21 protein-coding genes are annotated in these 21,649 nt (G+C 66.1%); 16 read left to right on the forward strand and 5 right to left on the reverse strand.

The genetic code is table 11. The features are described 5' to 3' along the window. Position 1: 1 nt before the first annotated feature. The 12 genes from cysW (at position 2) to aceA (ending at position 12,666) form a co-directional block, all read left to right on the forward strand. Complete coding sequence (cysW, locus tag ACZ5MJ_RS06680) at positions 2 to 931, forward strand: sulfate ABC transporter permease subunit CysW (protein ID WP_464223046.1); 930 nt, start codon at positions 2 to 4, stop codon at positions 929 to 931. Next, positions 928 to 2,055 (forward strand): sulfate/molybdate ABC transporter ATP-binding protein, encoded by a 1,128-nt coding sequence (locus ACZ5MJ_RS06685; RefSeq protein ID WP_464223047.1) that lies wholly within the window; start codon positions 928 to 930, stop codon positions 2,053 to 2,055. The genes cysW and ACZ5MJ_RS06685 overlap by 4 nt, the downstream gene beginning before the upstream one ends. Next, positions 2,052 to 2,996, forward strand: coding sequence for a CysB family HTH-type transcriptional regulator (locus tag ACZ5MJ_RS06690; RefSeq protein WP_464223048.1), 945 nt, complete (start codon positions 2,052 to 2,054; stop codon positions 2,994 to 2,996). The genes ACZ5MJ_RS06685 and ACZ5MJ_RS06690 overlap by 4 nt, the downstream gene beginning before the upstream one ends. Positions 2,997 to 3,244: 248 nt before the next feature. After that, positions 3,245 to 3,640: a terminase gene (locus tag ACZ5MJ_RS06695; RefSeq protein WP_464223049.1), complete on the forward strand. Its 396-nt coding sequence runs from the start codon at positions 3,245 to 3,247 to the stop codon at positions 3,638 to 3,640. Between the two features lie 59 nt (positions 3,641 to 3,699). Next, positions 3,700 to 4,878, forward strand: coding sequence for a sensor histidine kinase (locus tag ACZ5MJ_RS06700; protein WP_464223050.1), 1,179 nt, complete (start codon positions 3,700 to 3,702; stop codon positions 4,876 to 4,878). Positions 4,879 to 4,979: 101 nt separating this feature from the next. After that, positions 4,980 to 5,804, forward strand: a complete 825-nt coding sequence (locus ACZ5MJ_RS06705) for a LytR/AlgR family response regulator transcription factor (protein WP_464223051.1) — start codon at positions 4,980 to 4,982, stop codon at positions 5,802 to 5,804. Between the two features lie 132 nt (positions 5,805 to 5,936). After that, the gene (locus ACZ5MJ_RS06710) at positions 5,937 to 7,202 is read left to right on the forward strand and encodes an MFS transporter (protein WP_464223053.1); all 1,266 of its coding nucleotides are present in this window, start codon (positions 5,937 to 5,939) and stop codon (positions 7,200 to 7,202) included. 75 nt (positions 7,203 to 7,277) lie between these two features. Next, positions 7,278 to 9,017 carry a thiamine pyrophosphate-binding protein gene (locus ACZ5MJ_RS06715; protein ID WP_464223054.1) on the forward strand — a complete coding sequence of 580 codons (1,740 nt, stop codon included), beginning with the start codon at positions 7,278 to 7,280 and terminating at the stop codon, positions 9,015 to 9,017. A gap of 48 nt (positions 9,018 to 9,065) precedes the next feature. Beyond that, on the forward strand, positions 9,066 to 9,563 hold the full coding sequence (gene rraA, locus ACZ5MJ_RS06720; protein ID WP_464223055.1) for a ribonuclease E activity regulator RraA: 498 nt from the start codon (positions 9,066 to 9,068) through the stop codon (positions 9,561 to 9,563). A gap of 2 nt (positions 9,564 to 9,565) precedes the next feature. Continuing rightward, entirely contained in the window at positions 9,566 to 9,982 is a 417-nt protein-coding gene (locus ACZ5MJ_RS06725) for a gamma-glutamylcyclotransferase family protein (protein ID WP_464223056.1), read from the forward strand. 97 nt (positions 9,983 to 10,079) lie between these two features. Continuing rightward, positions 10,080 to 11,033, forward strand: a complete 954-nt coding sequence (locus ACZ5MJ_RS06730) for an alpha/beta fold hydrolase (protein WP_464223057.1) — start codon at positions 10,080 to 10,082, stop codon at positions 11,031 to 11,033. Positions 11,034 to 11,370: 337 nt separating this feature from the next. After that, positions 11,371 to 12,666, forward strand: coding sequence for an isocitrate lyase (aceA, locus tag ACZ5MJ_RS06735; protein ID WP_464223058.1), 1,296 nt, complete (start codon positions 11,371 to 11,373; stop codon positions 12,664 to 12,666). A gap of 423 nt (positions 12,667 to 13,089) precedes the next feature. Here aceA and ACZ5MJ_RS06740 read toward each other — a convergent pair whose 3' ends face one another. Then, a complete protein-coding gene (locus ACZ5MJ_RS06740) occupies positions 13,090 to 13,347 on the reverse strand; it encodes a hypothetical protein (protein WP_464223059.1) in 258 nt (85 codons plus the stop codon). Between the two features lie 212 nt (positions 13,348 to 13,559). Next, positions 13,560 to 13,781, reverse strand: coding sequence for a DUF2188 domain-containing protein (locus tag ACZ5MJ_RS06745; protein WP_464223060.1), 222 nt, complete (start codon positions 13,779 to 13,781; stop codon positions 13,560 to 13,562). A 425-nt stretch (positions 13,782 to 14,206) separates the two neighbouring features. Here ACZ5MJ_RS06745 and loiP point away from each other — a divergent pair, with 425 nt between their 5' ends. Continuing rightward, on the forward strand, positions 14,207 to 14,968 hold the full coding sequence (loiP, locus tag ACZ5MJ_RS06750) for a metalloprotease LoiP (RefSeq protein ID WP_464223062.1): 762 nt from the start codon (positions 14,207 to 14,209) through the stop codon (positions 14,966 to 14,968). Between the two features lie 79 nt (positions 14,969 to 15,047). Here loiP and ACZ5MJ_RS06755 read toward each other — a convergent pair whose 3' ends face one another. Further along, positions 15,048 to 15,482 carry a universal stress protein gene (locus tag ACZ5MJ_RS06755; protein WP_432257357.1) on the reverse strand — a complete coding sequence of 145 codons (435 nt, stop codon included), beginning with the start codon at positions 15,480 to 15,482 and terminating at the stop codon, positions 15,048 to 15,050. Between the two features lie 174 nt (positions 15,483 to 15,656). Beyond that, complete coding sequence (locus tag ACZ5MJ_RS06760) at positions 15,657 to 16,607, reverse strand: substrate binding domain-containing protein (RefSeq protein WP_432257356.1); 951 nt, start codon at positions 16,605 to 16,607, stop codon at positions 15,657 to 15,659. 292 nt (positions 16,608 to 16,899) lie between these two features. On the opposite strand from ACZ5MJ_RS06760, the gene ACZ5MJ_RS06765 reads away from it, so the two are divergent. Next, positions 16,900 to 17,601: a haloacid dehalogenase type II gene (locus tag ACZ5MJ_RS06765; protein ID WP_464223063.1), complete on the forward strand. Its 702-nt coding sequence runs from the start codon at positions 16,900 to 16,902 to the stop codon at positions 17,599 to 17,601. A gap of 50 nt (positions 17,602 to 17,651) precedes the next feature. Next, complete coding sequence (gene aceB / locus ACZ5MJ_RS06770) at positions 17,652 to 19,238, forward strand: malate synthase A (protein WP_464223065.1); 1,587 nt, start codon at positions 17,652 to 17,654, stop codon at positions 19,236 to 19,238. A gap of 96 nt (positions 19,239 to 19,334) precedes the next feature. Here aceB and ACZ5MJ_RS06775 read toward each other — a convergent pair whose 3' ends face one another. After that, complete coding sequence (locus ACZ5MJ_RS06775; protein ID WP_464223066.1) at positions 19,335 to 20,432, reverse strand: DUF2325 domain-containing protein; 1,098 nt, start codon at positions 20,430 to 20,432, stop codon at positions 19,335 to 19,337. 299 nt (positions 20,433 to 20,731) lie between these two features. Here ACZ5MJ_RS06775 and ACZ5MJ_RS06780 point away from each other — a divergent pair, with 299 nt between their 5' ends. Continuing rightward, entirely contained in the window at positions 20,732 to 21,646 is a 915-nt protein-coding gene (locus ACZ5MJ_RS06780) for a LysR family transcriptional regulator (protein ID WP_464223067.1), read from the forward strand. The last annotated feature ends 3 nt before the right edge of the window (positions 21,647 to 21,649 follow it).

The raw sequence follows: 21,649 nt of genomic DNA on the forward strand, positions 1-21,649 counted from the left end.
CATGGCCGGCGCCGTTTCGGGGCGCCTGGGCGGGCAGGGCAACGCCAGGGTCCATCACAGGTTCGACGCCACCGGCGAGGCCCCCTGGGTGCGCTACACGCTGATCGCGGTGGCGGTGCTGTTCCTCACGCTGTTCCTGTTCGTGCCGCTGGCTTCGGTGTTCTATGAAGCCTTGCGCAAGGGCGTGCAGACCTACTGGGAAGCGCTGGCCGAGCCCGACGCACTGGCCGCGATCCAGCTCACGCTGACGGTGGCGGCGATCGCGGTGCCGCTGAACGTGGTGTTCGGCGTGGCGGCGGCCTGGGCCATCGCCAAGTTCGACTTCCGCGGCAAGAACCTGCTGGTCACGCTGATCGACCTGCCGTTCTCGGTGTCGCCGGTGATCTCCGGCCTGGTCTACGTGCTGCTGTTCGGCGCGCAGGGCTGGCTGGGCCCGTGGCTGGAAGCGCACGACATCAAGATCATGTTCGCTGTGCCGGGCATCATGCTGGCCACCATCTTCGTGACCTTTCCCTTTGTTGCCCGTGAGCTGATCCCGCTGATGCAGGCGCAGGGCAGCGAAGAGGAAGAGGCCGCGATCGTGCTGGGTGCCTCGGGCTGGCAGACCTTCCGCCATATCACGCTGCCCAATATCCGCTGGGGCCTGCTGTACGGCGTGATCCTGTGCAATGCGCGGGCGATGGGCGAGTTCGGCGCGGTGTCGGTGGTGTCGGGCCATATCCGTGGGCTGACCAATACCATGCCGCTGCATGTGGAGATCCTCTACAACGAGTACAACTTCGCGGCGGCCTTCGCGGTGGCTTCGCTGCTGACGCTGCTGGCGCTGGTCACGCTGGGGATCAAGACGCTGGTGGAATTGCGCGCCCGCAGGGAAACCGAAGCGGCTGCCGCCGAGCGGCCGCTGGCAAGTTTGCAAGGACAAGCATCATGAGCATCCAGGTCAAGAACGTAGAGAAGCGCTTTGGCGACTTTGTCGCGCTGGACAACGTATCGCTCGATTTCGACGAAGGCGAGCTGACCGCGCTGCTGGGGCCGTCTGGCTGCGGCAAGACCACGCTGCTGCGCATCATCGCCGGCCTGGAGCGCGCCGACGCGGGCCAGATCGTGCTGGCCGGGCGCGACGCCTCGGACCAGCATGTGCGCCAGCGCCAGGTGGGCTTTGTGTTCCAGCACTATGCGCTGTTCAAGCATATGAGCGTGTTCGAGAACGTGGCCTTCGGCCTGCGCGTCAAGCCGCGCGCCGAGCGCCCCGGCGAAGCGCAGATCCGCGACAAGGTGCGTTCGCTGCTGGAGCTGGTGCAGCTTGACTGGCTGGCCGACCGCTACCCGTCGCAGCTTTCGGGCGGGCAGCGCCAGCGTATCGCGCTGGCACGCGCGCTGGCGGTGGAGCCGCGCGTGTTGCTGCTGGACGAACCGTTCGGCGCGCTCGACGCCAAGGTGCGCAAGGAGCTGAGGCGCTGGCTGCGCCGCCTGCACGACGAGCTGCACGTGACCAGCGTGTTCGTCACCCATGACCAGGAAGAGGCGCTGGAAGTGGCCGACCAGGTGGTGCTGATGAACCGCGGCCATGTCGAACAGTACGGCTCGCCCGAGGCGGTCTACAACCATCCGGCCACTCCCTTCGTATTCGGCTTCCTCGGCAACGTGAACCTGTTCCACGGCCGGCTGGAAGTGGGCGAGACCGGCGGCCTGCTCCATACCGGCGAGGCCGTGCTGCCGGTGGTGGGCAGTGGCCATGAGACCGCCGGCGATGCGGTGGCCTACGTCCGCCCCCATGACCTCGACCTGGAACGCTATTCGCCCGGCGCCGACGGCATCGCCGTCACCCTGCGCCGTGCACTGACGCTGGGCCCGGTGGCGCAGCTTGAACTCGAACGTGAAGATAACCGGGACGTGATCGAAGTCGCACTGCCGCTGGAGCGCTTCCGCCATGCGGGCTTTCGCGAAGGCGAACTGCTGGCGGTGCGCCCGCGCCAGCTGCGCGTGTTCACGCAGCCGCGCGCCAACGGTGCCAGCGGCCACGCGTCCCGCCAACAAGAAAAGGCCGCGCCATGAATTTCCAGCAGCTCCGTTCCATCCGCGAGGCGGTGCGCCGCCAGTTCAACCTGACCGAGGTCGCCAACGCGCTCTACACCTCGCAGCCTGGCGTGTCGCGCCAGATCCGCGAACTGGAGGAAGAGCTGGGCGTGGAGATCTTCGAACGCTACGGCAAGCGCCTGACCGGGCTGACCGAGCCCGGCCGCGAGATCGTGCGCATCGTCGAACGCCTGCTGCTCGAGGCCGAGAACCTGCGCCAGGCCGGCGACGAATATGCCGGCCGCCATACCGGCCGCCTGACCGTTGCCACCACCCACACCCAGGCGCGCTATGCGCTGCCGCGCGTGGTGCAGTCGTTCCGGCGCGAGTACCCGCATGTGACGCTGGCGCTGCAGGAGGCATCTCCCACGCATATCGTTGAGCTGCTGCTGACGGGGCAGGCCGATATCGGCATCGCCACCGAGGCACTGGCCACCGAGGCGGGGCTGACTTCGTTCGAGGCCTACAGCTGGCAGCACGTGCTGGTGGTCTCGCCCGACCATCCGCTCACGCGCCTGCCCGAACCGACGCTCGAGGACGTGGCCGGCTTCCAGCTCATCACCTATGACGCCGGTTTTACCGGCCGCCGCAAGATCGACAGCGCCTTTGCCGAGGCCGGGCTGCAGCCCGAAATCGTGCTGACCGCGCTGGACGCCGACGTGATCAAGACCTACGCCGAGCTGGACCTTGGCGTGGGCATCATCGCCTCGATGGCCTACGACGAGCGCAAGGATTCCGGCCTGGTGCGGATCTCGGCCGACCACCTGTTCGCGCCCAACACCACCAGCGTGGCGGTGCGCCGCGGCGCCTACCTGCGCGGCTATGCGCACGCCTTCATCAACATGTTCGCGCCGCACCTGTCGCGCGACACCGTGACCAGCGCGCTGTCCGAGCAGGACCGGCAGGCCCTGGCGGCCTGATCCCGGCGGGCGGCGCAGGCGGCACTTGCGTGCCGCCGCCCCGCGCTGTCCGCTCCCGCACGGTGCCGTTCGCGCCCCGTGCCCGCCGTTCGTCGCAAGAGACTTTCTTCACGCCCCGCCGAGAGGTACATTCCCTGCACGTGCCCGCCATATGCCGTTCGGCGGGTCCTGCACGGGTACCGCAGCGCAACAGAGTTTGCGCACGGCCGCCGGTCGGCAACGGCCGGACAAGGGAGAGAGAGACGATCATGCGCGACAACGAACCGCTGCTGCGCTGGCAGTGGCGCGGCTATGCCCGCAACCACCAGCATCCCCGCAACCTGCTGCTGCATATCGTGGCGGTGCCGATGTTCATGGCCGGCACCGTGCTCGGTCTTTATGGCCTGCTGCGCCTGAGCCTGCCGGCGGTGGCGCTGGGGCTGGTGTGCATGGGCATGTCGATGGCATTGCAGGGCCGAGGCCACAGGCTGGAGGCCCACGCCCCGGAACCCTTCGCGGGGCCGGCGGACATCGCCGGGCGCATCCTGGCCGAGCAGTGGATCACATTCCCCCGTTACGTGCTGTCCGGGCAGTGGTGGCGCGCGCTGGCCGGGCGGAGAGCGGCGCCTGCGGCCTCCGGCGGGCCAACCGGGCAGGGTGGCTGACGCAACCTGTGTCACCGTCACATCACCTACGTATTGCGCCAGGCTCAAGCCGCGCTAACATGGACACCATGGACCGCTGCCGCTTACACGTCGCCACCGCCATCCCGTCCCGGCTCAATATCCTCGGGCGCGATCTGCTGTTCGTGCTGTGCATGAACTCGGTGATCGCCATCAGCCTGAACTACGGCTTCCAGACCGGCGGCAGCCTGTGGCACAACTTTGTCTACAGCCAGCTGATCGGTCTGTCGATCTGGGTGCTGATCGACATCCCGCGCGTGGTGATCTGGTGGAACGACCGGCCGCGCCGCTGGCCCTTCCTGCTGCTGGCCGCCGCCGCGGTGCCTGCGGGCGTGGTATTCGGCAGCTGGGCCACGCGCGTGGTGCTGGACCTGCCGCCCAAATCGGCGGACGAAGTCGGCGGCATGCTGCGCATGTGCCTGGTGGTTGGCATGCTGGCCGCCGCCTCGATGATCTATTTCTACTGGTCGCGCGAAAAGCTGGCGTCGCTGGAACGCCAGGCCGCGCTGGACGCGCTGCAGCGCGAGGAAGCCGAAAAGCAGCTGGTGCGCGCGCAGCTGATGGCACTGCAGGCGCAGATCGAGCCGCACTTCCTGTTCAACTCGCTGGCCAACCTCGACGGGCTGATCGCCACCGATCCGCCCGCCGCGCGCCAGCTGCTGCAGCACCTGATCGGCTTCCTGCGCATGTCGCTGGCGCATACCCGCGCCGAGCAATGCACGCTGCGGCAGGAGTTCGAGCTGCTGCGCAGCTACCTGGATATCCAGGGGATGCGCTTCGGCCAGCGGCTCTCGTTCGACATCGACCTGCCGCGCGAACTGGCGAAGGTGGAGATCCCGCCCATGCTGATCCAGCCGCTGGTGGAGAACGCGGTCACGCACGGCATCGAGCCCTGCATGATCGGCGGCCATATCCGGCTGTCGGCGCGCGCGGCCGGCGACAATGCGGTGCAGGTCATCATCGCCGATACCGGCGTGGGCTTCGGCCATGCCTTGGGCAAGGGCTCGGGCCTGGGCATCACGCACGTGCGCGAGCGGCTGGCCCGCATCTTCGGTGCGGCGGCCACCATGCAAATGGAAGAGAACACGCCGCGCGGCGTGGTGGTGCGGCTGACGCTGCCGCTGGAGCGGCCCGCCGAGGCGCCCACCGTCACCCAGACAACCACCACGGGCGTGCCGGAGGGCATGCCGATATCGACACCGGCCATGCCACGGCCCTGAGGCGCATTGCCTGCCATTAGCCCTGACAAGAAGAGCTGGCGGCGGCGCCCGTGGCGGTGCCGCCAGCAGCGCCAGGAACCCGCTACCGTCCCCACGCCCCCATGACCCCGACCCTGCTGATCGCCGACGACGAAGCGCTGCTGGCGCGCGTGCTGGAATCCGAACTGAAGTCGCTGTGGCCGGAGGCCCGGATCGTTTCCGTGGTACACGACGGCGTGGCCGCGCTTGCGGCGGCGCGCGAGCACCAGCCGCGCGTGGCCTTCCTGGATATCCGCATGCCGGGCATGAGCGGCATGGACGTGGCGCGCGAGCTGATCGAATTCGACACCCCGCCGCTGGTGGTCTTCGTCACCGCCTACGACCAGTTTGCACTGGAGGCGTTCGAGCGCGCCGCCGTGGACTACGTGCTCAAGCCGGTGCAGCGCGAACGGCTGGAGGCGACGGTACAGCGGCTGAAGGACCGGCTGGCCGGCCCCGCCGACGAGGAAGACACCGAATCCGAAGCCTCGATCCCGGACACCGACCGGCTCGGCCAGTTGCTGGCGCGCCTGGAATCGCTGGAGAACGCCGCGCCAGGCACGGCCGGCGCTCCGCAGCGGCAGTACCTGCGCTTTATCAAGGCGCTGGTGGGGCAGGAGGTGCGCATCATCCCCGTGGACGAAGTCATCTACCTGGAAGCCACGGACAAGTACGTCAATGTGGTCTCCGGCACCGGCGAGGCGCTGATCCGCACCAGCCTGCGCGAGCTGACGCAGCAGCTGGACCCGGAGCGCTTCTGGCAGGTCCATCGCGGCACCGTGGTCAACATCACCTGCGTGGCCAGCGCGGTCAACCAGTCGCTGGGCCGGCTGTCGCTGCGGCTGCGCGACCGCCCCGAACTGCTGCCGGTGGCGCGCCAGTACGCGCACCTGTTCAAGCAGATGTAAGGCAGGCCCGCGGGCGGCGTGGCCGCCACCTGGCTGCAGGGGGCAGGGGTTTTCCTCTATGATGCGGACTTCGGCCCGTATTTTCCTTGGGGCTGCCGCCTTCTGTCCTGCATAGCCCCTACCGCCAGCGCCATGTCCACCGCCGCACTCGATCCCACGCGCAATCCCCTTCGTCATGATGCCCAGGTGATCGGCCTGGTCGGGCTGGCCCACGGGGTCTCCCACTTCTACCACCTGTTGCTGGCGCCGCTGTTCCCGTGGATCAAGGCGGAATTCGGCCTGAGCTATGCCGAACTGGGCCTGCTGATGACGGTGTTCTTCGCGGTCTCGGCGGTGGTGCAGACCGCGTCCGGCTTTGTGGTCGACCGCTTCGGCGCGCGGCCGGTCCTGTTCGGCGGACTGGCCTTCCTGGGCGCCGCAGCCTTGCTGCTGTCGACCAGTTCCGGTTACGCCGCGCTGCTGTTCGGCGCGGCCGTGGCGGGGCTGGGCAACGGCGTGTTCCATCCGGCCGACTTCACGCTGCTGAACAAGCATGTGTCGCAGCCGCGCCTGGGCCATGCGTTCTCGGTGCACGGTATTTCCGGCAACCTGGGCTGGGCCGCGGCGCCGCTGTTCCTGGTGGCGATCGCCAACCTGGCCAGCTGGCGCGTGGCGCTGGCGGCGGCTTCGGCGGTGGCCTTTGTCGTGCTGGGCGTGCTGGTGGTGCTGCGCCACGTGCTGGACCCGCGCGAACTGCAGGGCGCCGTGGGCCGGCCCGCGGCCAAGGCTGCGGGCGCGGGCGGGAGCCTGCTTGGCTTCCTGCGCCTGCCGCAGGTATGGGTGTGCTGGGCCTTCTTCCTGCTGACCACATTCTCCGCCGCCGGCATCCAGAGCTTTGCCCCGACCGCGCTGACCTACCTGTACGGCATGCCGTTCACGCTCGCCACCGCGTCGTACACCATCTACATGCTGTGCAGCGCCGGCGGCATGGTCGTCGGCGGTTTTGCCGCCAGCCGTACCAGCAACCATGACCGGCTGATCGCGGTGAGCTTCACCGTATCGGGACTGATGGCGGTGCTGGTCGGGCTGAACCTGGTGCCGGCACTGCTGGTGCCGGTGCTGATGGGCGTGATTGGCTTTGGCGCCGGTACCGCCGGGCCGTCGCGCGACCTGCTGGTGCGCGCCGCCGCGCCCGCCGGCGCTACCGGGCGTGTCTATGGCGTGGTCTACTCGGGCCTGGATATCGGCCTGGCCTGCGGCCCGTTGTTCTTTGGCGCGCTGATGGATGCGAAGCTGCCGGCCTGGGTGTTCTTCATGATCGGCGGCTTCCAGCTGCTGTCGATCTTTACCGCGGTGACCGTGGGCAACGGCAACCGCTCGCGCCGCGGCGCGGCGGCGGGCCGGGCGGAGGCCGCCTAGCGCGCCTGGTTCCCCTGACCCTGGCAGGGATGCCTGGCCAACGCTTTCCGAATTCGATTGCCTGAGGACGCTTTCATGTCTATGACGCCGGCCAACGCCACCCAGCCTGACGATTCCGAACACGGCACGCCGCTGCCGGGCGGCCATATCCTGGTCGATGCGCTGCTCGCGCACGGCGCCGAACTGGCCTTCGGCGTGCCGGGCGAAAGCTACCTGGCTGTGCTCGACGGCTTCCATCGCCGCCGCGACCAGATGCGCTTCATCATCTGCCGCCAGGAGGGTGGGGCTGCCGTGATGGCCGAGGCCTATGGCAAGCTGACCGGCCGCCCCGGGCTCGCCTTCTGCACGCGCGGGCCGGGCGCCACCAATGCCAGCATCGGCGTGCACACCGCCTTCCAGGACTCGACGCCGATGATCCTGTTCATCGGCCAGGTCGGCACCGACTTCATGGACCGCGAGGCCTTCCAGGAAATCGACTACCGCCGCATGTTCGGCCAGATGGCCAAGTGGGTGGCGCAGATCGACCGGGTCGAACGCATCCCCGAATACATTGCCCGTGCTTACCAGACCGCCACCTCGGGCCGTCCGGGCCCGGTCGTGCTGGCGCTGCCCGAAGACATGCTGGCACAGACCGCGGTAGTGCCGCAGCTGCAGGCCTACCAGCGCGTCATGAGCTGGCCGGGCGAGTCCGACCTGGCGCGGCTGGCTGAAATGCTCAACGCCGCCGAGCGCCCCTTTGTGCTGGCCGGCGGCAGCGGCTGGACGCCGCAGGCCTGCGCGGACCTGCAGGCCTTCGCCGAGCGCTTCGCGCTGCCGGTGGGCTGCGCCTTCCGCGGCCAGGACCTGTTCGACAACCGCCATCCCAACTACGCCGGCGATGTCGGCATCGGCATCAACCCGGCGCTGGCCGAGCGCGTCCGCAACGCCGACCTGGTACTGGCCATCGGCCCGCGGCTGGGCGAGATGACGACCGGCGGCTACGCGCTGATCGCCGCGCCGCGGCCCGCGCAAAAGCTGATCCACGTGCACGCCGGCGCCGAGGAGCTGGGCAGCGTCTACCAGGCCGACCTGATGATCCAGGCGTCGATGCCGGCCATCGCCGCGCGCCTGGCCGGCCTGCAGCCCGTCGCCGCGCCGCGCTGGCAGGCGTGGACTGCTGCCGCGCATGCCGACTATGAACGCTACCTGCAGCCGCCCCCGTTCACGGGGCAGGGCGTCGACATGGCCGAGGTCATCCGCACGCTGGACCAGATGCTGCCGGCCGATGCGGTCGTGACCAATGGCGCCGGCAACTATGCCAGCTGGCTGCACCGCTATTTCCACTATCGCCCGTTCACCAGCGGCGGCCGCGGCCAGCTGGCGCCGACCAGCGGCGCCATGGGCTACGGCGTGCCGGCCGCGGTCGGCGCCAAGATCGCGTTCCCGCAGCGCACCGTGGTGGCGCTGGCCGGCGACGGCTGCTTCCTGATGAATGGCCAGGAACTTGCTACATCGATGCAATACCAGGCGCCGGTGATCTTCATCGTCGTCAATAACGGCATGTACGGCACCATCCGGATGCACCAGGAACGCGAATACCCGACCCATGTATCGGGCACCGAGCTGCACAACCCCGACTTTGCCGCGCTGGCGCGCGCCTATGGTGCGCGCGGCGCCACCGTGACCACGACCGAAGCCTTTGCCCCCGCATTGCGCGAGGCCCTGGCCGCGCCGGTGGCGACGCTGATCGAGATCCAGGTGGACCCGGACGTGATCACGCCGCGCACCACGCTGAGCGCGATCCGCGCGCAGGCGCTGGCCAGCCGGCAACAGTGAGGCCGCGCGGCCGGACCGGATTCCTTCCTATCTATCAGGAGACTATCGATGAAGCCCGTCACCACCGACCTGTGCGACGCGCATGAAAACCGCCTTGCCGACGGCAGCCTGCGCGTGATGGCACCGGTGTTCCGCGCCTTCGGCAAGCAGGATGCCTTTGCCGGCCCCGCCGCCACGCTCAAGGTGTTCGAAGACAACTCGCTGGTGCGTGCCGCGCTGGAAGCGCCGGGCCAGGGCCGCGTGCTGGTGATCGACGGCGGCGGCTCGCTGCGCTGCGCGCTGGTGGGTGGCAACCTGGGCCTGCTGGCCGAGAAGAACGGCTGGGTCGGCATTGTCGTCAACGGCTGCATTCGCGATACCGCCGAACTGGAGGTATGCGACATCGGCATCCGCGCGCTGGCCGTCCATCCGCAGAAAAGCCAGAAGCGCAACGTGGGCGAGAGCGACGTCGCCGTGCAGATGCCCGGCGCCTTCGTGCGCCCGGGCAACTGGATCTACGTCGACGCCGACGGCGTGCTGGTCTCGGACGAAAAGCTGGAGGGCTGACTATGCCGCGCGTCTTTGTCTACGGCACGCTCCGTGCCGGCGAGGTCAACGACCTGAACGCCGCCGCCCGGCGCCACGGCATTGCCGCGCCCACGCTGCTGGGCACGGGAACGGTGGCGGGCAGGCTCTATGACTTCGGCACTTATCCGGGCCTGGTGCTGGATGCCGGGAGCGGGCAGGTCGTGGGCGACATCTACGAGATTCCTGACGCGCTGTTGCCGGTACTGGACGAGATCGAGGAGGTCTATCCCGGCCAGGCTTCGTTGTTCGTGCGCGAGGAACAGGCCGTGCTGCACAACGGCCAGCCGGTCGCCTGCCTGCTGTATCCGGTGGCCGAATCCGCCGTGGCGACGCTGCCGCGTATCGACAGTGGTGACTGGGTGGCCTATCGGCGCGCGCGCGGTACGGCTGCGGCCTGAGCCCCGGCTCGTTTCAAACAGACGGCACCCATTCGCGGCACCGTTTGCTTTTGCGTAGCATGGCCGTCGATGACATCGACCAATGGAATCGACCGCCATGAACGCTCCGCAATCCCCGCAGCCGCAGCTTCTTCCGCAGCAGTTCTTTATTGATGCCGGCGAGGTGCGGCTGTCTGCTACCAGTTGGGGCGAGCCGGGCGCCGAGCGGCCCACGATCGTGCTGGTGCATGGCTACCCCGACAACAGCGAAGTCTGGCACGGCGTGGCGGCGCAACTGGCGGGGCGCTTCCATGTGGTGGCTTATGACGTGCGCGGAGCAGGGCGCTCGACCGCGCCAAGCGCGACCAGCGCTTACCGGCTGCAGAAGCTGGCCGACGACTTTATCGCCGTGATCGACGCGGTCTCGCCGCGGCGCCCCGTGCATCTGGTCGGGCACGACTGGGGTTCGATCCAGAGCTGGGAATTCGTTACCGATGCACGGCTGCAAGGGCGCATCGCCTCATTTACCTCCTGCTCCGGCCCATGCCTGGACCACGCCGCGATCGGCCTGCGCGAGCTGCGTGGGCAGCGCTCGCTGGCGGCGTTGGGCAAGACGCTGCGGCAACTGGCGGCGTCCTGGTACATCGGCGTCTTCCACCTGCCATGGCTCCCGGAGCTGACATGGCGGCTGTGGCTGGGCCGGGCCTGGCCGCGCTACCTGTGGCTGACCGAGGGCTTGTATGCCGGACCCAGTGCCACGCAAACCGCCGACGGCTGCCACGGCGTGCGCTTGTACCGCGCCAACTTCCTGCCTGTGCTGCACGCACCACGCCAGCGTCATGCCCATGCGCCAGTGCAGGTGATCGTGCCGCTGCATGACCGTTATGTGAAGCCGGCCCTGACGGAAGACCTGCAACGCTGGACCAGGCAACTCTGGCGCCGGACAGTGCCAGCGCACCATTGGCTGCCGCTGGCCGATGCGCCGGGGTTCGCGTCCATGGTCCGGGAATTTGTCGAGCATATGGAGGGGCAGCCGGCCTCGACGGCGCTGCTTGCCGCGCGCGTCCAATAGCGGCCGCAGCGCATCCTGCTCATTTTTCACGATGTGGAAAGATGTTTTGGACCGCAAAAATACGTGGTTTGCATAGCACAACGTCATTTCTCATGATGGAAGATTATGTCCCGCATCGTGAAAATAAATTGCTAAGTTATTGAATTTTAAAAATAAAAAATCTGTGCGCTAACCATCGATCAGGGTTGTTGCAACGCGGGACGGTTCTCTACACTCTTATATAAGACACATGACATGAAGCGCGAAAAACAGCGGCCCACGCAGCAGCACCGCGACGCAGCCCAGGCCAGGTGATCAAGAGATTCTCAGCCATCGCCCAATCATCAGGAGAATGACCATGACCCGCCAAGAACAGATCCAGGCTCTGCAGAAAGACTGGGATACCAATCCCCGCTGGAAGGGTATCAAGCGCAACTTCACCGCCGAAGACGTGGTGCGCCTGCGTGGTTCGGTCCAGGTCGAGCACACCCTGGCACGCCGGGGCTCCGAAAAGCTGTGGAACCTGCTGCACACTGAGCCGTTCGTCAACTCGCTGGGCGCGCTGACTGGCAACCAGGCCATGCAGCAAGTGAAGGCCGGCCTGAAGGCCATCTACCTGTCGGGCTGGCAAGTCGCGGGCGACGCCAACCTGGCCGGCGAAATGTACCCCGACCAGTCGCTGTACCCGGCCAACTCGGTGCCGCAAGTGGTGAAGCGCATCAACAACACCTTCCAGCGCGCCGACCAGATCCAGTGGAGCGAAGGCACGGGCGACACCGACTTCTTCGCCCCGATCGTGGCTGACGCAGAAGCCGGCTTCGGCGGCGTGCTGAACGCGTTCGAACTGATGAAGTCCATGATCGAAGCGGGCGCCGCCGGCGTGCACTTCGAAGACCAGCTGGCATCGGTGAAGAAGTGCGGCCACATGGGTGGCAAGGTGCTGGTGCCGACCCGGGAAGCCGTCGCCAAGCTGACCGCTGCCCGCCTGGCCGCCGACGTCTCGGGTGTGCCGACCCTGGTGATTGCCCGTACCGATGCCGAAGCCGCTGACCTGCTGACCTCGGACGTGGACGACAACGACAAGCCGTTCTGCACCGGCGAGCGCACCGTGGAAGGCTTCTACCGTGTCCGCAACGGCCTGGAGCAGTCGATCTCGCGCGCCCTGGCCTACGCTGAAGTGGCGGACCTGGTGTGGTGCGAAACCGGCAAGCCGGACCTCGAGTTCGCCAAGAAGTTTGCCGAAGCCGTGCACGCCAGGTTCCCGGGCAAGATGCTGGCCTACAACTGCTCGCCGTCGTTTAACTGGAAGAAGAACCTCGACGACGCCACCATCGCCAAGTTCCAGAGGGAACTGGGTGCCATGGGCTACAAGTTCCAGTTCATCACGCTGGCCGGCTTCCACTCGCTGAACTACTCGATGTTCAACCTGGCCTACGGCTACGCCCGCAACCAGATGAGCGCGTTCGTGGAACTGCAGGAAGCTGAATTCAAAGCCGCCGAGAAGGGCTTCACCGCGGTCAAGCACCAGCGCGAAGTCGGCACCGGCTACTTCGACGCCGTGACCCAGACCATCGAAGGCGGCCAGTCGTCGACGACCGCACTGAAGGGTTCGACCGAAGACGAGCAGTTCTTCGAAGACAAGAAAGTGGCCTGACTCTCCTGGTCACCCCCGCCGGGACGTGGGTCCGGCGGTTAAGGAAGGCGTGCGACCATCACGCTTTCTGATTTAGGCGCCGCGCCGTTCTCTCTCAGGGACGGCGCGGATTTTTTTGTCAATGCTGGAGCGGGTTAGCGGGTAGCTGTTCAAAACCTGTTCAAGATTCGTTCAAAACCCATGGGGATTGCGCGGCCCGTCATCGGCAGGCGGTGGGCGCCTGGTCGCAATAAGAGAAAAAGGGTGTAGGCGACGAGGAAGCGCCTACACCCTGTAAGTCGGCAAAGGGTCAGATTTGCCTGGCTTCATTTTGATGCGCAGCAGCATGATCGGTACCCCCCAAGAGTTTGGGGCATACGAACGTGGGGTAAAGAAACGCGTTGTGGTGATGGCGGCACGCGGCCCCTGGTGCAGGCCTCAGTGTTAGGCGCTTACTCCGTCCCGCCAAGCAAGGGCGTGCATGATAAGCGCACGGTGCATGATGAGTTCCTTGAGGCTGTCGCGTATGCTGGCTCTGATCTGCGCGGCGCTTGTGCTGTCGATGCCATCACGCGTCAACTGCGCGATCCGCCGTTCCTGCGCTTCAAGGCGTTTTCCTAGTCGCTCGATGGCCTGATCTGTTTCGTCCAGGTCTTCAAGGTCCGCCTCTATGCTGCGCGTGACCTCTGATGCCGCTTGCATGATGACCTCCGCCAATGGCTATGCCTCTGTGATAGACCAGGGACGCGGGCGACGGTATCGGACGCCGTCCGACAAAAAAGCCCGCTTTTCGGCGGGCTCTTGAAAGACCGGAAGGAGTCATCCTGCGGCCTCTGGAACCTTGTTTTTGGTGTTTGGCGCATGGTATGCGCTCGCCCGCTCCTTTGTGAATTGGCCTGGCTGATCCACAGTTCTCAGCTCAGCACGTTGGCATCGCAACCCCTGAAGTCCAGTCCGCATGGTTCCCCTGTGCCCTGAATCATAAGAACGGCGTCCTGCTCGATCGCCATGTGCACGCCAGCCGCAATTGCCGCGCGTCGGCTGGCATAGGTAAGGCACGTAATGCTGGGATCATCGGTTTCCACGACCCAGCGCGATTCCTCGGTCGGCACTACCTGGACGGTGGTGATCGTCATGTGCGCACCTTCGATAGAGTGGTTCATGCGTTGGTTCTAGTTCGCTGAAAAAAATACCGGTGTCAGGGGCCGTCCTACTTTCGTGCATCGCGAAAGCAAAGGCCGCTTAGGAGACCCATTGACAGAGCCGGGGCAAGCCATGCGCCGCGGCGCGTTCGCAGGCTATCGTGTCCCGCGTAGCCTCCGGTCAGGCTGGGCACGTGGCACCTGGCGTCATCTGCAAGTACTGCAGTGGTAGACGAATGTAGGCTCGGCTGGAGGCTCTTCGCGCCGTCGCATGCGGCAGGAAGAATCTGCCGAAATGCAATAAATTGTCATTTTTGGCGACTTCTAGCATTTGGGTGATTCCATCCGTAGGAGAGATGCCTTAAAGTGCCGTGGCCTTTATCGGCACTTTCCCGAGCCACTCCTCCCAGAACAACATCATGAAAGCAACTCTCTCGCTCGCTTCCTGCGCCGTCGCGGCGGCACTGCTGGCTGGCTGCTCCGGCGGCATGCCGACCAATGTCGATGGCCTGATGAGTGCCGGCACGTCGCTGGCCAAGGCCGCCACGCTGTCTGACGCCGACGTCAAGAGCCTGTCCGACCAGGCCTGCGCCGAGTCCGACAAGACCAACCGGATCGCGGCAGCCAACACCACCTACAGCAAGCGCCTGGTCAAGATCATGGGCGGGCTGAAGAACAGCGACGTGCCCAACGTCAACGCCAAGGTCTACATGACCAAGGACGTCAACGCCTGGGCCATGGCCAACGGCTGCGTGCGCGTCTACAGCGGCCTGATGGACATGATGACCGACGACGAAGTGCGCGGCGTGCTGGGTCATGAACTGGGCCACGTGGCGCTGGGCCACACGAAGAAGGCGATGCAGGTTGCCTACACCGCCACGGCCGCACGCGGCGCGGCGGCAGCGGCCGGCAACGGCGCGGTGGCGGCGCTGTCGCAATCGCAACTGGGCGAGTTGGGTGAGAAGCTGATCAACGCGCAGTTCTCGCAGTCGCAGGAAAGCGCGGCGGATGACTACTCGTTCGACCTGCTGACCAGGAACAAGGCCAACACGCGCGGCCTGGTGACGGCATTCCAGAAGCTGGCCAGGCTGGACGGCGGCAAGTCCAGCATGTTCTCGTCGCACCCGGGCTCGGAAGACCGCGCCAAGCATATCGAGCAGCGCATCAGCAGGGCTTCGTAAGCGGCCTGCGCAAGCAAAAAACCGCCCGCACCGGTCCTGCCGGTGCGGGCGGTTTTGCTTTGGCGCGGTGCGTCAAGGCTCAGCGGTAGACGATCACCGGGATGTCGGTATGCGTCAGCACCTTCTGCGTCTCGCTGCCCAGCAGCAGGCCGGACAGCCCGCGCCGGCCGTGCGAGGCCATGAAGATCACGTCGCAGCCATGGCGCTCGGCCGCGTCGATGATGCCCAGGTAGGGCACGGCAAAGGTCGACATGTCGGTGTCGAAGGTCACGCCGGCCGCCGCGGCCAGGTTCTCGATTTCCTTCAGGTACAGCTTGGCCTGGTTCTCGATGCGGTCCTTGAAGGCCTGCGGGGCTTCGACCACGATCTCGCTGAACGGGGTGTAGGGATACTCTTCCAGGCAGACATAGGCCGTGACGCGCGCGCCGATGGTCTTGGCGAGCTCGAGCCCGCCGTTGATGGCCTTCTTGGAGAGTTCCGAGCCGTCGGTGGGTAGCAAGATGTGTTGGAACATGCGGGGCTCCTTTTCTGACTAGGGGTCGGGGCAGGGCAGCCAGCCGGCATCGGGGACACCGGGGCATCGGTAAGCGCCTGTCTTGAATCCATTGTAGTCAGTGTGCCGAGAAGGTCATTGCGCAATGTCAATTGCAATGAAAGTGTCTCAGCACGCCGGCTGCAGCCGCTTGCTTCAGTTCGCCAGGGCCTCCGCCACCGGCAGGGCCGCCGCCTGCTCGGCCCGGCGCCAGTAGGACGGGTTGCCGTAGGTGTTCTTCAGATGGTCGATAAACAGCCGCACGCGCAGCGGCAGGTGCTTGCGCTGCGGAAACACGGCATGGATGCCGATCGGCGGCGCCTGGAACTCGTCGAGCACGGTCACCAGCCGCCCGCTGGCGATCTCGTTGCCCACCTCCCACCAGGAGCGCCACGCCAGCCCGTTGCCCTGCAGGCACCACTCATGCAGCACCGCGCCGTCGCTGCATTCCATGGTGCCGCCCACCTTGACCGTAACCGCGCGGCCTTCTTCCTGGAACACCCAGCCGCGCTGCATATTGGCGCTGGCACCAAATGCAAGGCAGTTATGGCGCTGCAGGTCTTCGGGCATCTTGGGGCGCCCGGCGCGCGCCAGGTACTCGGGCGAGGCCACCACCACGCGGCGGGTCTCGGCCAGCCGGATCGAGACCAGGCTGGAATCGGGCAGGTCGCCCAGGCGGATGGCGCAGTCGAAGCCTTCGTTGACCAGGTCGACCACGCGGTCGGACAGGTCCAGTGTGATCGACACGTCCGGGTGCGACTCAATGAACAGCGGCACCAGCGGCGCCACATGCTTGCGGCCATAGCCCGCCGGGGCGGTCACGCGCAGGTGTCCGCTGGCCTTGACGCCGCCGGCGGAGACGCTGGCCTCGGCGTTGTGCAGGTCGTTCAGGATGCGCTGGCAGTCTTCCAGGAAGGCGGAGCCCTCGAACGTCAGGCTGATCTTGCGCGTGGTGCGAACCAGCAGTTTGACGCCCAGGCGCTCTTCCAGCGCGTCGATGCGCCGCCCGATGATGGCCGGCGCCACGCCTTCGGCCGCCGCCGCGGCGGACAGGCTGCCGCGCGACGCGACGGATACAAAGGTCTCCAGTTGTTTGAAATGGTCCACAAATGTTCGCCTGATGTGCCCGCGACTGCCCCGCAGTGTGCCGGCGTGGCCACGCAATCGGTGGCGTGGGGGGCATTTTGCCGGCAGTGAGGCGGATTTGGTGCGGAGTTTTGTTTTAGTCAGCCAAGATTAGTGGTGTAAAAGTAAAAGATCAAGTGACCCACGACCACTTTGCCGCACTGCAGCGTCTCCCTACAATTCGATGCATTCAATGGTGTACAGAGCCACGCAGCTGTGGCCTGGCCGTCCATCCACCCAGTCGCCCGTACCGTTGCAGGTTGCCCAGGCCCTCATGAACAAGATCCGCGCAGTCGTCTTCGATGCCTATGGCACGCTGTTCGACGTGTATTCCGTCACCGCGCGCGCGGAACAACTGTTCCCGGGCCGCGGCGAGGCGCTGGCGCTGCTGTGGCGGGACCGGCAGATCGACTACACGCGCATCCGCACCATGGCCGCCCCCGATGGCTCGCGCTACAAGCCGTTCTGGGCGATCACCGTGGACGCGCTGCGCTACGCCGCCGAGCGCCTGAACCTGACGCTGGATGACGCCGCGGAGGCGCAGCTGCTCAAGGAATACGCGTGTTTGTCGGCGTTCCCGGAGAACCTGGGTGCGCTCAAGCGCCTGCGCCGCGCCGGGCTGCCGCTGGGCATCCTGTCCAACGGCAACGCCGAGATGCTCGACATCTCGGTCAAGAGCGCCGGCATGCATGGCCTGTTCGACCACGTGCTGTCGGTGGATGCCGTGCGCCAGTACAAGACCGCGCCGGCCGCCTACGCCCTGGGGCCGCAAGCTTTCGGCCTGCCCGCGGACGAGATGCTCTTTGTCTCGTCCAACGGCTGGGACGCCTGCGGTGCCACCTGGTACGGCTACACCACATTCTGGATCAACCGTGCCGGCCATCCGGCGGAGCGGCTCGACGTAGCCCCCTCCGGCACCGGGCACGACATGAGCGACCTGCTGGAATTCGTCCGCGCCCGTGGCGTGGCGGTGTAGCAGGATCCCTTCAACCAAGCCTTATCGCTATCGAACACAGGAGAAGACTGATGGCTATCACGCTGCCCGCGGGCATGAAGATTACCGGCGAGATCCTGCCGGCCTACGAAGATATCCTCACGCCGGAAGCCCTGGCCCTGGTAGACAAGCTGCACCGCGCCTTTGAACCGCGCCGTCAGGAGCTGCTGGCCGCGCGCGTGGCGCGCGCCAAGCGCCTGGACGCCGGTGAGCTCCCCGACTTCCTGCCGGAAACCAAGAGCGTCCGTGAAGGCGACTGGAAGGTTGCCCCGGTGCCCCAGGCCCTGGAATGCCGCCGCGTGGAAATCACCGGCCCGGTCGAAGCCAAGATGGTCATCAACGCCTTCAACTCGGGCGCTGACAGCTACATGACCGACTTCGAGGATTCCAACACCCCCAACTGGCACAACCAGCTGCAGGGCCAGGTCAACCTGAAGGCCGCCGTGCGCCGCACGCTGACCCTGGAATCCAAGGGCAAGCAATACAAGCTGAACGACAAGATCGCCACCCTGCAAGTGCGTCCGCGCGGCTGGCACCTGGACGAGAAGCACGTCACCATCGACGGCAAGCGCGTCTCGGGCGGCATCTTCGACTTCGCGCTGTTCCTGTTCCACAATGCCAAGGAGCAGATTGCCCGCGGCGCCGGCCCGTTCTTCTACCTGCCCAAGATGGAAAGCCATCTGGAAGCGCGCCTGTGGAACGACATCTTCGTGATGGCGCAGAACGAAATCGGCCTGCCGCAAGGCACCATCAAGGCCACCGTCCTGATCGAAACGATCCTGGCGGCGTTCGAGATGGACGAAATCCTGTATGAGCTGCGCGAGCACAGCGCTGGCCTGAACGCCGGCCGCTGGGACTACATTTTCTCGTGCATCAAGAAGTTCAAGAACGACAAGGACTTCTGCCTGGCCGACCGCGCCAAGGTCACCATGACCGCGCCGTTCATGCGTTCGTACGCGCTGCTGCTGCTCAAGACCTGCCACCACCGCGGCGCCCCCGCCATTGGCGGCATGAGCGCGCTGATCCCGATCAAGAACGATCCGGAGAAGAACGCCATCGCCATGGAAGGCATCATCAGCGACAAGCGCCGCGACGCCACCGACGGCTACGACGGCGGCTGGGTGGCCCACCCGGGCCTGGTCGAGCCGGCCATGAAGGAATTCGTGGCAGTGCTGGGCGACAAGCCGAACCAGTTCGGCAAGCAACGCCCGGACGTGCAAGTGAAGGGCGCCGACCTGCTGAACTTCCAGCCGGAAACGCCGATCACCGAGCATGGCCTGCGCATGAACATCAACGTCGGCATCCACTACCTGGGCGCCTGGCTGGACGGTAACGGCTGCGTGCCGATCCACAACCTGATGGAAGATGCTGCTACCGCCGAGATCTCGCGCTCGCAGGTGTGGCAGTGGATCCGTTCGCCGAAGGGCAAGCTAGAAGACGGCACCAAGGTGACGGCTGAGCTGGTGCGCAAGCTGATTCCGGAAGAGCTGGCCAAGGTGAAGGAACTGGTTGGCGGCGAGACCAGGACGTATGACCGTGCTGCCGAGATTTTCGAGCAGATGTCGACGTCGGAGGATTTTGCCGAGTTCCTGACGCTGCCGCTGTATGAGGAAGTCTGAGCGGGAGTCGGGCTCTTGGTAGGATGAAAAAAACCGCAGCTCTGGCTGCGGTTTTTTCTTTTGGGCGTTGCGCCAGCCATTGTCGGCTGGCAGTGACTATGGTCTGCAGGCATCGACGAGCGGCGCGACATTCGCCCCCTCACCGCCGAACAGCCGTACCGCCAGTTCCACGAAGCTGCCAACGCTTGCGCTTCGCACAGGGTGATAGCCGACGCCCTGCTGATGGCATACGCGTTTCAACATATTGACTGAATCGTGGTCGACGCAGTCCACCGGGAAGACGACAACATCCGCGCCTGCCACCATCGCCGGTAGCAGGCCCTTGCGCTGTTCCAGTCCGCCGTCGTGTCCCTTGAATTCTCCGCCGGCGTCTTCGACCAGCGTCCTGAGTGCCTTGTTTGCGTTGCGGCGGCCACCCACATACAGGATCCGCTGGCCCGCCAGCCGGGGCATCACGCCAGCCTTCGCGCCGGCGTTGTCAAATGAAGTCGCGACCAGCGCTTCCAGTGCCTGCAATTCGGCCACGCTCTGCGCAAGTTGTGCGCGCAGTTCAGCGATCGTGCCATGCAGGGCAATGGTTTCCTCGCGCGTCTGTTCCGCACGCTGCTCCGCCGCGGCGATGCGGAGGGCCTGCGCCGTCACCAGCGCGCTGAGCGTGGAGGTGTCCTCGGCATGGGGGGCATCATCCCGTTCATAGTGCACCTGCCGTCCCCGCAAGGTCGCAATCTCCGCGTTGGCCTCGCGCAGGGCTTCCTGGTGCTGCTGACCCATCCGCTGCATACGCTGCTGCTGACGATCAACCTTGTCCCGCAGCTCGGCGTTTTCTGCTTCAAGCGCAACCAGCCGGCGAATATCGGCACGGTTTGCCGCGCCAACGAGGTGCGACAGCATGTGTATCTCGCCGAACGCAGTGCGCCGGAGCGCCTGCGTGGCGTCGGGATGCGTCATCAGCGCCCAGTACGCGCCCGGAATGTCCCCGCTGGCCAGCGCCTCCTTCCACATGGCGCTCACTTCATCGGCGTTGCGTGCGGCGCCGAAGCGGCGGATCGACAGCGCGTGGCGCTCGTCGAGCGCCTTCTGGATGGCCTTGCAGCCGGCCGCGCCCGGCCTGGCCAGGGTCACCGCCTCGTGATGGATCTCGATGTCGTCGGACTGCTGCGCGATATCGGAGGTGCGCAGCACCAGCTTGCGCAACTCGCTGGTTGTCAGGCAGGTTCCGATCAGCGAGCAATGGTAGTGCGGATCCAGTTCGGCCAGCGTGGCGCGTCGTCGGATCGCTGGCCGCAGGGCAGGGCCGGCAGGGGCCGGCGCCGCGTCAGCAAGCAGGTTCACACGGGCGAGTCGGAACGGTGGGTTTTGCATATCGTCAGCGGCGCCCTGAGTCGGACGCCGCACTGTGAGTCCGGACACCGAAATATACTACCGGATATAACGGTGGCAAGCTTTGGTGAAAGTTAAGGGTTATGTCCACGTGGACATATCGCTAAGGAGGGATGATGCTCATCCGGCAACTGACTTACCTCGTCACGCTCGCGCAGACGCGCCATTTCGGCCGTGCAGCCGAACTCTGCAATGTTTCCCAGCCGACGCTGTCGGGCGCGGTGCGCAGCATCGAAGAGGAGTTCGGGCTGCCGATCGTGCGGCGTGGCCGGCGTTTCGAGGGCTTTACACCGGAAGGGGAGCGGGTGCTGGCGTGGGCGCGCCGGGTGCTGGCGGATTGCGAGGGCTTGCGGCAGGAGGCCAGTGCCAGCCGTACCGGCCTTGCCGGCAGCCTGCGCATTGGCGCGATTCCCACGGCGCTGCCACTGGTGCCGCTGCTGACCGACGCCTGCCTGCATCACCACCCCGGCATGCGGCACGAGGTCTACACCCTTTCGGCCGCGCAGACACTCAAGCAGTTGCTGGACCTCGATCTCGATATCGGCCTGAGCTACCTCGACGATAAGCGCCTGAGCAGCTTTGAGAAGATCAGCCTGTTCCGCGAGCAGTATGTCGTGATCGTGCGCGACGAGGCGCGGCTTGACGGGCGCACCGCCATCACGTGGACCGAAGCGGCCGAACTGCCGTTGTGCCTGCTGACAGCCAACATGCAGTGCCGGCGGGGTATCGACGCGGCGCTGGCGGCGGTCGGCGTGTCGGCATCGCCGCGCGTGGAAACCGACTCGCTGATGGCGCTCTATGCCCACGTGCGCTGCGCGGGGCTCTTCAGCATCGTGCCGCACAGCGTGCTGTGCCTGGCGGAGATGCGCGACGAGCTGAAGGCCGTACCGCTGACGCCGGCATTGCATCGGGACATCGGGCTGGTGCTGCTGGATCGCCAGCCCCGTTCGCCGCTGCTGGAGGCGGCGATCCGCCTGTTCCGCGAGGTCGACCTGCAGACACGCCTGGACGCACTGCTGCAGCTTTGAAGC

It is taken from the genome of Cupriavidus sp. LA-1 (assembly GCF_055385985.1).

Bases quoted from the DNA above. Each gene is read 5' to 3' on its own strand.
- ACZ5MJ_RS06725 (WP_464223056.1), top strand. From the start codon at position 9,566: ATGCCGCGCGTCTTTGTCTACGGCACGCTCCGTGCCGGCGAGGTCAAC.
- ACZ5MJ_RS06765 (WP_464223063.1), top strand. From the start codon at position 16,900: ATGAACAAGATCCGCGCAGTCGTCTTCGATGCCTATGGCACGCTGTTC.
- ACZ5MJ_RS06780 (WP_464223067.1), top strand. From the start codon at position 20,732: ATGATGCTCATCCGGCAACTGACTTACCTCGTCACGCTCGCGCAGACG.
- ACZ5MJ_RS06745 (WP_464223060.1), bottom strand. From the start codon at position 13,781: ATGACGATCACCACCGTCCAGGTAGTGCCGACCGAGGAATCGCGCTGG.
- ACZ5MJ_RS06710 (WP_464223053.1), top strand. From the start codon at position 5,937: ATGTCCACCGCCGCACTCGATCCCACGCGCAATCCCCTTCGTCATGAT.
- ACZ5MJ_RS06695 (WP_464223049.1), top strand. From the start codon at position 3,245: ATGCGCGACAACGAACCGCTGCTGCGCTGGCAGTGGCGCGGCTATGCC.
- ACZ5MJ_RS06740 (WP_464223059.1), bottom strand. From the start codon at position 13,347: ATGCAAGCGGCATCAGAGGTCACGCGCAGCATAGAGGCGGACCTTGAA.
- ACZ5MJ_RS06700 (WP_464223050.1), top strand. From the start codon at position 3,700: ATGGACACCATGGACCGCTGCCGCTTACACGTCGCCACCGCCATCCCG.
- ACZ5MJ_RS06755 (WP_432257357.1), bottom strand. From the start codon at position 15,482: ATGTTCCAACACATCTTGCTACCCACCGACGGCTCGGAACTCTCCAAG.
- rraA (WP_464223055.1), top strand. From the start codon at position 9,066: ATGAAGCCCGTCACCACCGACCTGTGCGACGCGCATGAAAACCGCCTT.
- ACZ5MJ_RS06690 (WP_464223048.1), top strand. From the start codon at position 2,052: ATGAATTTCCAGCAGCTCCGTTCCATCCGCGAGGCGGTGCGCCGCCAG.
- aceA (WP_464223058.1), top strand. From the start codon at position 11,371: ATGACCCGCCAAGAACAGATCCAGGCTCTGCAGAAAGACTGGGATACC.
- ACZ5MJ_RS06685 (WP_464223047.1), top strand. From the start codon at position 928: ATGAGCATCCAGGTCAAGAACGTAGAGAAGCGCTTTGGCGACTTTGTC.
- ACZ5MJ_RS06705 (WP_464223051.1), top strand. From the start codon at position 4,980: ATGACCCCGACCCTGCTGATCGCCGACGACGAAGCGCTGCTGGCGCGC.
- aceB (WP_464223065.1), top strand. From the start codon at position 17,652: ATGGCTATCACGCTGCCCGCGGGCATGAAGATTACCGGCGAGATCCTG.
- cysW (WP_464223046.1), top strand. From the start codon at position 2: ATGGCCGGCGCCGTTTCGGGGCGCCTGGGCGGGCAGGGCAACGCCAGG.
- loiP (WP_464223062.1), top strand. From the start codon at position 14,207: ATGAAAGCAACTCTCTCGCTCGCTTCCTGCGCCGTCGCGGCGGCACTG.
- ACZ5MJ_RS06715 (WP_464223054.1), top strand. From the start codon at position 7,278: ATGTCTATGACGCCGGCCAACGCCACCCAGCCTGACGATTCCGAACAC.
- ACZ5MJ_RS06730 (WP_464223057.1), top strand. From the start codon at position 10,080: ATGAACGCTCCGCAATCCCCGCAGCCGCAGCTTCTTCCGCAGCAGTTC.